This is a genomic window from Flavonifractor sp. An306 (assembly GCF_002159455.1).
Classification (GTDB): domain Bacteria; phylum Bacillota; class Clostridia; order Oscillospirales; family Oscillospiraceae; genus Flavonifractor.
In genome coordinates this window covers 1-9,341 of record NZ_NFIQ01000104.1, presented here as the reverse complement: position 1 = coordinate 9,341, position 9,341 = coordinate 1, and the positions used below count along the sequence as shown (strand labels likewise).

At 53.9% G+C, this 9,341-nt stretch carries 8 protein-coding genes; 4 read left to right on the top strand and 4 right to left on the bottom strand.

Features of this window, described 5'->3' with window-relative positions:
- Positions 1-391: 391 nt before the first annotated feature.
- The 4 genes from B5F88_RS17610 to B5F88_RS17600 are packed head-to-tail and all read left to right on the top strand — an operon-like array spanning position 392 to position 1,426.
- Positions 392-718, top strand: coding sequence for a helix-turn-helix domain-containing protein (locus B5F88_RS17610; RefSeq protein ID WP_087348639.1), 327 nt, complete (start codon positions 392-394; stop codon positions 716-718).
- Entirely contained in the window at positions 672-1,061 is a 390-nt protein-coding gene (locus B5F88_RS17605) for a recombinase family protein (protein WP_242959867.1), read from the top strand. Before B5F88_RS17610 ends, B5F88_RS17605 begins: the two co-directional genes overlap by 47 nt.
- Positions 1,054-1,188, top strand: a complete 135-nt coding sequence (locus B5F88_RS21875; RefSeq protein ID WP_275532955.1) for a hypothetical protein — start codon at positions 1,054-1,056, stop codon at positions 1,186-1,188. Before B5F88_RS17605 ends, B5F88_RS21875 begins: the two co-directional genes overlap by 8 nt.
- Positions 1,178-1,426, top strand: coding sequence for a DUF4368 domain-containing protein (locus B5F88_RS17600; RefSeq protein ID WP_242959866.1), 249 nt, complete (start codon positions 1,178-1,180; stop codon positions 1,424-1,426). The genes B5F88_RS21875 and B5F88_RS17600 overlap by 11 nt, the downstream gene beginning before the upstream one ends.
- Positions 1,427-1,725: 299 nt before the next feature.
- Here B5F88_RS17600 and B5F88_RS17595 read toward each other — a convergent pair whose 3' ends face one another.
- The 4 genes from B5F88_RS17595 to B5F88_RS20840 form a co-directional block, all read right to left on the bottom strand.
- The gene (locus tag B5F88_RS17595; protein ID WP_162612238.1) at positions 1,726-7,335 is read right to left on the bottom strand and encodes an S-layer homology domain-containing protein; all 5,610 of its coding nucleotides are present in this window, start codon (positions 7,333-7,335) and stop codon (positions 1,726-1,728) included.
- Between the two features lie 830 nt (positions 7,336-8,165).
- The gene (locus tag B5F88_RS17585; RefSeq protein WP_242959865.1) at positions 8,166-8,444 is read right to left on the bottom strand and encodes a hypothetical protein; all 279 of its coding nucleotides are present in this window, start codon (positions 8,442-8,444) and stop codon (positions 8,166-8,168) included.
- A 19-nt stretch (positions 8,445-8,463) separates the two neighbouring features.
- Positions 8,464-8,616 carry a hypothetical protein gene (locus tag B5F88_RS20845; RefSeq protein ID WP_162612236.1) on the bottom strand — a complete coding sequence of 51 codons (153 nt, stop codon included), beginning with the start codon at positions 8,614-8,616 and terminating at the stop codon, positions 8,464-8,466.
- A 98-nt stretch (positions 8,617-8,714) separates the two neighbouring features.
- A partial coding sequence (locus tag B5F88_RS20840; protein WP_162612237.1) for a hypothetical protein occupies positions 8,715-9,341 on the bottom strand: 627 nt, incomplete at its 5' end.

The following is a 9,341-nucleotide window of genomic DNA, read 5'->3' as shown; positions in this document are numbered from 1 at the left end:
AGAGGTTTGACACGTTCCCATTGTTCTGTTGTTAATTCATAGCATTTCATACCTCTAGTTTCGCATATCTGCTCCTTTTGTGCAACTTTTATTTTTCAAACAAACCCTAGCCGCTCAAAAAAAGCCCGTTCCAGTCGGCGGAGAGGTTCAGCCATGAGTATGAACTATACCATGTAAATAACCTTCATATTGCTTGCCGTTGCGCCCGGTGGGTCTGTGACCTGCCGGGCGCTTTTTGTCGTTTCCTGCGGTTGGGGTGGCTGTCCGTTGCCTTTCTCAAATTTTCTTTAAAAAGGAGGCGTTTAGCGGGCAGAACACGCTCCCGCAGGATTGGTAGTAGCGGAAAGGGAGAGAACCACCTGATCCCCCCATGGAAAGGAGGCTGAGGAAGATGACAGAGCCCATCCACAAGGGAAAGGATCTGCCGCCCGTTTGGGTGATCCATGCGGCCTCCAGCGGTGACAGCGAGGCCATGGAGCAAGTGCTGCGGTACTACGATGACTATATGAGCCGCCTGTGTACCTGTACCCTCTATGACAAGGACGGAACGCCTCATGTGTGCGTGGATGCCCACATGAAGCGCTGTCTGGAAACCCAACTGATTCGGGCTGTCGTTCGGAAATGGCTGCACCAGCACAGGCATCGGCAACCAGAAAAAGCTGCTGACCAAAGTGGCAAAAGAGAAAGGCTACACCAATCTGGTCCATTTCCTGGATGACGGTATCTCTGGCGTCACGATGGACCGTCCTGGTTTTGTGGACATGATCCGGCAGCTTGAACAGGGGCTGGCCGCCGCAGTATTTGTCAAAGACCTTTCCCGCTTGGGCTGTAATTACATTGAGGTTGGCAGACTGACTGAGGAATTTTTCCCGGATCATGACATTCGCTTGGTGGAAGTATCTGACAATATCGACACCGCTGAGAGCGAATTGGCGCTGATTCGCAGCCTGTGCAACGACTTCTACGCGCGCGATACCAGCAAGAAGATTCGGGTTGTTATGCGGGCCAAGGGAAACGTTGGAGAGCACCTTTGCTGGGTATCAGAAAGACCAGATGGATAAAAAGAAATGGATTGTGGACGAGGAAGCCGCGAAAAAACAACGGTTCCAAGAAGAGGAAAAGCAGGCCAAGAAGCGCAAGTGTGAAATTTTTCAAGTAAAAAAGCGCAGTGCCGAGCTTGACCGCTGAACAAGATCAAGCCGATTTCGCCAGCTTTACAGCCATTATGCGAAAATATGCGGGCATCAGGGAACTGACGCCCACCATCGTCAATGAGTTTGTAAAGAAGATTATCGTCCATGCGCCGGATAAGTCCAGCGGCCACCCCAGGCAGAAGATTGAACTGGTCTGGAACTTCATCGAAGAAGTCAACATACCGGGCGGCGATCAGACCGTGGAACGGCAAAGAAAAGGCAGGACGGCATGACCTTTTAGCCATGCCGCCCTGCGACAATCAAATTACTCCCTTATGGGGGCGTACCTTTCGTGAGGGTCTCCTTTATGCTCATATTGAACCCACTGATGGGGCGAGGTTTTGCCCACAATCCAGCGAAAAGACCGGCGGCGGCCATGCCGCAGATGCGGCCCAGACCGGCACACAGTGTTTTCCGGCGTCGTCTAGGTCCAGCCGGACGATGACCCGCGTCCCCACCGGGCTCCACATTGGCGTAGGCGCGGAGATAGCGGGGGTGCCGTGCCCCATGGAAGGCACGGCACGTATGGGAATCAGAACGGCTGTACCGTCATAACAAAGCGGGTCAGAATGGTTGCAACCTGCTCACGGGTAGCCAGCGCACCGGGGGTCAGCAGATTGTTGCCAGGACCTTGGATCAGGCCCTGCTCTACAGCCCAAGCCATGGCTGTCTGAGCCCAATCGCTGATGCTGTGGCTGTCGGAATAGCTGCTCAGATCATAAGTGACAGCAGGGCTTCCGGCATAACGCCAAAGCATGGTGACCAGTTGTTCTCTCGTGTGCGGGGCGTCCGCGTTGGTACCGTCGGAGATGCCGGATTCCATAGCCCACACTCTGCCAGCCTCGTACCAAGTGGAACCGGAGGTGGTGTCCACGCCGTCCATGCGTGCCAGGACAGTCCACAGCATGCCGCGGGTCATGTTGGCGCCGGGCGAGAAGGTAGTGCCGCTGGTGCCGTTAAACAGCTCACGGCTGGTGACAAAGTCAATGGAGTCGTTGGACCAGTGGCCGTTGGGGATATCCGAGAAGCTCCGGGCATTGTTGACCAACTTCACCGTATCGCCGTCGGACAGAGATACGGTCACGCCATTGTCGGACGGAATGGTGTCGCGCAGAAGCACCAGACTGCCGTCTGCCTTTTGCAGCATGGCCACCGTGCCGTAATCGGCGTTCGCTACAGGAATTTCCACGGCAACGTTCTTCTTGCCGCTCAGACCTACCGTGACCGCAGGGGCCTTCTCCGTGTCGGAGGACGCGGAGAGTGCGGGCAAGGGCAGAGACACAGGACGCTTTTGAGAGACGGCGGAGGATACCACATCGGCGGGGATGTTCACCTGGGCCGTGGTCTTACCACCGGTGGTGACGGTGGTGGAGGTGGCGCCGTTGGCCTCTTTGCGTGTGGTGGTAACGGTGCCGTCAGGCTTGGTCTCCACCGATTCAGAGGAACCGTTCGGACGCTTGGTCGTTTCGATCACAGTGCCATCGGCCTTAGTCACCGTGGTGGTGGTGGAACCGTCGGGATTTGAAATGGTCTCCGTCTTGTCGCTGGTGGAGGAGCCGCCCGAGCTGGAGCCGCTGCCGCTGCTACCGCCGCCGGAAGGTACGTCGCTGCAAACGATGTCGGCGCGGTCGCGGATGCGGATACGGGCCGGTTCTCCGGCAAAGGACGTATCGTAGGAGGCCAGACCGGTGGCGACGATGTAGCAGCCCTCTCTCAGTCCCTGTACCTCGGCGTCCTTGGTGATATAACCGTCGATAAAGACGCGGCCAATGGTTCCGGCGCTGTCGCGCACCAGGATGGTCTGGATAAGACCGTTGGCGGATTCAAACGATACCACGGTACCGCGCAGGGTAACCAGGCTGCCCAGATAAGAGCAGTCATTCAGCTGTGCAGCGGTGATCTCCTTGGGAGCGGGCATGGTGCCGGTGCCCACCTTGGTGATGGAGGAGACGGCAATCTGCCGCTCGCCCTGATAGGAGGAGGTGGTGCCGGTGATCCGGACCCGGTCGCCGATCTGGAAGTTGCCTGCCACGGGGAAAGCGTTGATTCCGGCGGTATCGTCCTGCACATAGATGCAGTCAAAGAATGCGGTGTCCTTGTCGTAGCCGGAGGCGTTGGACGTGACGATGCCCTCAATGGTGTACTTGACGCCTTCATTCTTTTGGGCCTGAACTTCCGAGATGGGGCTGATGATGGTGGGGTTGATGTAGTTTACGAGGTTTTCACAGATGTTGTAGTTGGAGTAGTTCTTTTCTGCGGCGGAGTCCACCTGGGCCTGGACCTCGAAGTTGGACAGGAAGGCCGCGCCGGAAACCACGATGAGGCCCTGGCCGGGCAGCTCTTCGGTAGCTAGGATCATCAGACGGTTGTCGCCGTCAGCCACGGGATAGGTGGGCACGGCATCGCCGCTGACGCCCATTGCGTCACTGTCCTTGGAGTAGGTGGTTGCATGGCCGTAGACCACGGGAGAAACGGTTTCCGGCAGGGTAGCCGTGGGCTGTCCAGAAGCATCTACCGCATAGATGGATGCACCGCCGTACTGGCTGAACAGCTGGGAATACTTGTTGTCGTTGGGATGGTTGGCGTCAAATTCCACACCTTCCATCAGGAAGTGATCCCAGTTGTAGGTGGAGAGGTAGAGCCGCTGGGACTGACCGCCATTGAGGGTGTCGTCCACCGTGGCGTCATCGCTGATGCGCAGGGAGGAACCCAGCGCTTCCAGAATCTTGTTCTGCTGGGCCGCCATGTGGTCCGCTTCCGGGAAGTCCTTGTAGCTCTCATAGTAATCCGACCAACCGGCCAGAAGCACCATGCCGCCGGCGGCATTGAATTCCTTCAGGGCGGCAATTTCCTCGTCGCTGTAGTTGTCGTAGGGCTCGCGCAGGGCATCACCGTCGCGGCGGGAAGGCGCCGTAAGCACGATGGCCCGATACTTGCCGTTGGCATTTTCACAGGCGGCCAGCAGATCTGCGCTGGTGTTCAGCTCCACGGTGCGCACGGCATACCCGGCGGCCAGGGTGCTGAAGTTACCCATGGACTTGTTGTAGTTGCCGTTGACGTACTCATTGTGGTGGGAGGCGTCGATGCCCACATAGACCAGTCTGGCCGCGTCCAGAACATCCAGCGTGATGTCACTGGTGTAGGTAAACTCCTTCCCATCCTGTACCAGGGCGACCGCCACGGTGATGGTGGTCAGGCGGGCTTCGGTGGGGACAAAGTCCCAGCTGACGGTCTGCGTAGAAGAAGCAGCCAGTTCACCCAGGCCGGTCTGGGTTCCCAGAACCTGGCCATTGCTGGTGTAGGTGATGGACTGGATGGTGGCGGGAGATGTCTCGCTGTTGAACAGGTTGGTATTCAGCTCCACAGCCTCGCCGGTGACGGGGATGGAGGTACCGCACTCCACAGAGGAGATACCCAGCTTCAGGGTCTCGCCTACCCAGACGGGGGCCGTGACGGCGATATCGCCGTCGCTCTGGGTTACGCGGATAAAATAGTAGGTGTAGTCGGCGGGGAGGGTGCAGGACAGGTTGCCGGCTTCCAGTTCGGAGGGATCACTCCAGGTATGGGCGACCTTGCCGGTGTTGACCACCACTTCCACCTTGGCGGTGGAATCGGAGGCGTCAGGGTCAAAAAGAGTGACATTGATGTTCACGGTCTCCGGAACCTGCTCAATGATGGAGCCGAGAACCTGGTCATTCAGGGTGTAGTTGATTTCCAGGTTCTTGTCTTCGGTGGCGTAGACGCGATAGTTGCGGATGGCCTCATAGATGCCATCCTGACTGAAATCATCCGTCAGAACTACGTCACGGGCGTCGTTGGCATTGCCCCACTTGCCCTTGTGGTTGTCCTGGTTGTTGGTGGGGGCCAGATGCCAGCCCTTATCCAGGGCCATGATGTAATAGGAGTAGCTGGGGAAGTAGCCGCCGGAGCCGATGGCGCCTTCGCCGTTGCCCACTTCCACCAGATACATCCGGGAATCGATGACGGGATCATAGTAGGCAAAATCCGCAAAGGTGCCGAAAGTGGCGCCGGGGTGGTTGAACTGGCTGATGGAATCGGCCAAGGCCTCGTTTTTCAGCAGTTCATAGTAGGCCTTCATACCGGCGTCGGATTCCTTGCTGTTGAGGGTCTTGTTGTTGCGGGAGACAAGGCCGGGGGTATTGAAGGTGTTGATATGGCCGGGGCCACCGGACCAGGTCATCTCAAAGCCGGCCAGGGCCACCCGGGTACCGGCGTACTGCTCATTGAACGCAGCTATCGTATTGCGGTAGGTGTTCCACTTGTCGAGGCTGGCTGCCGTCATCTGGCTGGGGTCATAGAGGGCGGCTTCGGGATTGACATCGCTGCTGGAGTCAAAGTAGTTGGAGTGATCCGTAAAGGCCACAAAGTCTACATTGGCGCTTTCCGGCAGGTTGGCCACATAGTCCAGGCCCTCCTGCAAGGTGCCTGCACCGTCGGAGTATTCGGCTGTGTGGGAGTGGAGCTGGCCGAAATAGAGCTGATACTGGGACGTGCCCACGGTAAAGTGCCATGTCTTGGAGATTTCTTTGCCGTCCTTCCGGGTAATGACGACTTGGACGGTACAGGTGCCGTCAGGCAGATCGGTTTCGGGGATATAGTAGCACCGATTGCCGTCGACGGAGGTGGGTACGGGGGCGCCATTGACCGACATCCACGTACCGAAGTTAAGCCCAACGTTGGAGAAGGTAACGCTGATTTCGGGCCGCTTGTCGTCACCGGTCTGAGAGCCGGCGGCGGGAGAGACGGCAGTGATGACCGGCTCATCCACTACGGTCAGCTTGGCGGTGCCGGTAAAGGGCACATCTTTGGTATCCGTGCCGGTGACCGTAATGGTCATTTCTCCTTCGGTCAGTTCATCGCCGGGAATGGTGAAAGAGTAGGTACCGTTGGTGTTGGTAAGCTGTGCCGGTGTCTCGCCGTATTTGGCCTCCAGCCCGTCCTTGACGCCGAAGATTGCGTCCACGGTAAAGGAAACCTTGTAATCCTGGCTGACATAGGCGTTGGGCAAATCGCTGAAGGTTACGACCGGCGCATTGACCACGCCGTCGGTGACAGTGAGACTACCATCCACTGTGTAGAACTGGAAGGTATAGATATCCTTATCGCTGTCGTTGTACAGGCTGTAGGTTTTATAAGAATCGCTGTAATACTCCAGATACTGGGAGTTTCCCTTGTATTTGGCGGTACGGCTCTCCAGAGTAAAGCCGCCGTTGTATTCCGCCAGCTTCCAGTCGGCATCTACGGAAGCGTCCTTGGAGTAGAACGAATTGCTTCCGGTGCCGTTGGAGCAGAGGTAGCCGTCGTGCTCGGTCTTAAAGCGCCACCATTCACCGTTCTGTTCTGCGGTGAATACGCGGCCGCCGTTGGCGGGCGTTGCGGTGGTGCCGCTAATGGTGGACGCGGCGTTGTTGATAGAGGGGCTGGTCACGTTGTCATCCTGTCCGGACAGAACGCCATTGGCGCCCACGTTATAAATAACAACGTTGTCGCCGTCTTGGAAAGGCAGTTCAACAGGAGGCTTTTCTGGAAGATCCGGCAGAGGATAGGCCTCCAGACTAAAGGTGCCGGCCTTATAGAACTGGAATGTGTAAATATTCTCTTTTGAGGGATTCATTCCATAGCAGGTAAAACTGCCCCCATAGTATTCCAGATATTGGGATTTACCGCCATAACTAGCGTTGACACTTTTAATAAAGTAGTTACCGGGGGCAGCGGATGAGGGCCGCTCCAGCTGATAGCTGGTATACTCGCTTTGCTCATCCACCAGGCGGACATGGGTGCCGTCCAGATAAAGGAAGCGGCCGTCCTCGGCATTTTGAAACACATAATTGTTGTTTTTATCGGTGTACACGCGCAGAACAGCGGTGTCTGCCGCTATGGTATACGCATTATCGGCCGAGGGAGCCGTTACGGCTGCCAACTGATCTTTTGTGTTGTATGGCTTAGTTTCGGTGCCCATGGCGCTATTGCCGCTGACGGAATAGATAACCACCAGGTCACCGGCGTTGATGGAATCTACTTTGGTAGCGGTGGTGGCGGCCAGTGCTACTGCGGGCCACAGAGGGAGCAGCATAACTGCGCTCAATACGACGGAGAGAACTTTTCTTAGACGTTTTCGCATTACAGGAACCATCCTTTCTGTAAGCAATACTGTGGTAAGCCGCGCTCCGGTTTTCGATGTGTGGGTGGTGGACGCACCTCCTCTGCTGTTGCGGAATCCTGTGAAAACAACGGGATGGACTTCTCCGCTCTCATTTTTGGGTACAGACCGATCCATTTTTACTGTTGTGCTTGCCGCCTGACAAAGGACTGGACCCCATTTCAGTCAGAGGAAGCAATAGTAAAATGATTTTATTTCATACTAGCAGAAAATAATGGGAAATGCAATTAGATTTTTATATAATTTAGACAAAATTACCGTAAAAAACGATAATGTAAGTTTTCAGGAAGGTCGACACCACAACGACCCGCGCAACAAAGTCCCGCAGGGGCGCAGCCAGCAGAAAACCCGTCATTTGGCAAATGGGGCATACACTGACTGCCAGGGGCCATAGGCCCCCAGCAATTCCTGCCACTGGGCGCCGCTTCGGACAATCAAGAGCATTCCATGGTTTGATCCGGTCCCCTTGTTCTTTTGTTAATTCATAGCGTTTTATGCCCCTAGTTTTACATATTGCGACCTATTGTGTAACTTTTATTTTTCAAACAAGGCCTAGATATATTATTTAACTCCCAATTCCCTTTTGTGTTCCCGGAGACTAAAATCCAGAAGCCGATGTAGAAATATTCATCTGGGGCATATGATTCCCCTCCCCCACCACCTCAAGTCTTGAAAGTCAATTCCTTGCGAGTTTTCTCTCTTGGTTTCGTCATAGCTGGTCGCTCCTTTCTGCCCGTAGGCATGGAAAAAGGGCAGTCGATTTTCTCGGCTGCCTTTGTGGGGAAACAAAGTTATTCTTCTGTGTTTGAATCAAGTGTTCCTGCACCGTCATCGGTATATAGGTCGGCAGGGATTGAACTAACAGCAAGTTGTTCTTCTGGCGACAAGGAATTATACCATTCAAGCCATTCAAGAGTTTCTTCGGTCAAGTCAGATTTGCTAAATGACTGTCCATTAAATTCAATGGTTCCATTAGAACCTATATCCCCAGAAATAGGGGTCAATGCCTTTAATAAATCTTCGCCTGTAACACCTAACTGAGCACCATCACTTGCAAATGGAATGTGCAACAAATATTCTCCGTCTACTTCATAAACATAAATACTCCTTTTTAAGATAAGTAGTGATTTCAAGAGAAATTGAAAAATCCCGTCGGTTTGTCGGAAATCCCGACAGCTTATTGAAATTCCTCATGCCGGCGGCGGTCATTTCCTCGCGGGTTTTCTCTCTCGGTTTCGTCATGGATGGTCACTCCTTTCTGCTCACGGGCAAAAGAAAAGGGCAGCCATTTCGATGATTGAAAATAGCTGCCCTCCAATGGGTGATGTTACAATTTTAGATTATTTATTATAAGCGTCTGTTAATTTTTCCTGCATTTCTGGTAAGGTATAAATTCCTCCGACTTCAATTTCTAACAGGTCAGGACGGGTGGGATAAGTGACAAACAAATCTTCTTCCGAGCGTTGCACCCAAACAATCACCGTCCTTAATCGAGTTGAATAAGTGACAATGTAATCAATATAGTCTATTTCAGAAATATCGTCCTCGATCATTGGATAAGTCAAACCGAAAAATCCACAAGGAACTGTTGCGTTGGCTGGCGGTGTAGCATCGTGATCTTTAGAGATGGCACCATCTTCCTCTGTATAGGCTGTATATGCCCCGCTCTCTCCATTGCTGGTGTCTTGAACAATATAAAGCACATCATTTGTTAGAGCTTGGCTATAATCAGTCATATCAGTTGCTAAAAACCAATCATTAGTCCTTAACAAATATGCTTTTATTGTGTTATCGCCTAACTGCGCCAAAATATCGGAAGGGATTTCTGACGAAAAATCCTCCCGATGTTCCGCAAACAATGTTGCGTCACCATTTCCGAAGCCACCACCGTCGGGATTAAACTTGTATGCAAAGTAAGTTCCAATACAAATTACAAAGCAAAGGCAAGCAGCCATAGTTCCCCACTT

Bases quoted from the DNA above. Each gene is read 5' to 3' on its own strand.
- B5F88_RS17610 (WP_087348639.1), top strand. From the start codon at position 392: ATGACAGAGCCCATCCACAAGGGAAAGGATCTGCCGCCCGTTTGGGTG.
- B5F88_RS21875 (WP_275532955.1), top strand. From the start codon at position 1,054: ATGGATAAAAAGAAATGGATTGTGGACGAGGAAGCCGCGAAAAAACAA.
- B5F88_RS17595 (WP_162612238.1), bottom strand. From the start codon at position 7,335: ATGCGAAAACGTCTAAGAAAAGTTCTCTCCGTCGTATTGAGCGCAGTT.
- B5F88_RS20845 (WP_162612236.1), bottom strand. From the start codon at position 8,616: ATGACGAAACCGAGAGAGAAAACCCGCGAGGAAATGACCGCCGCCGGC.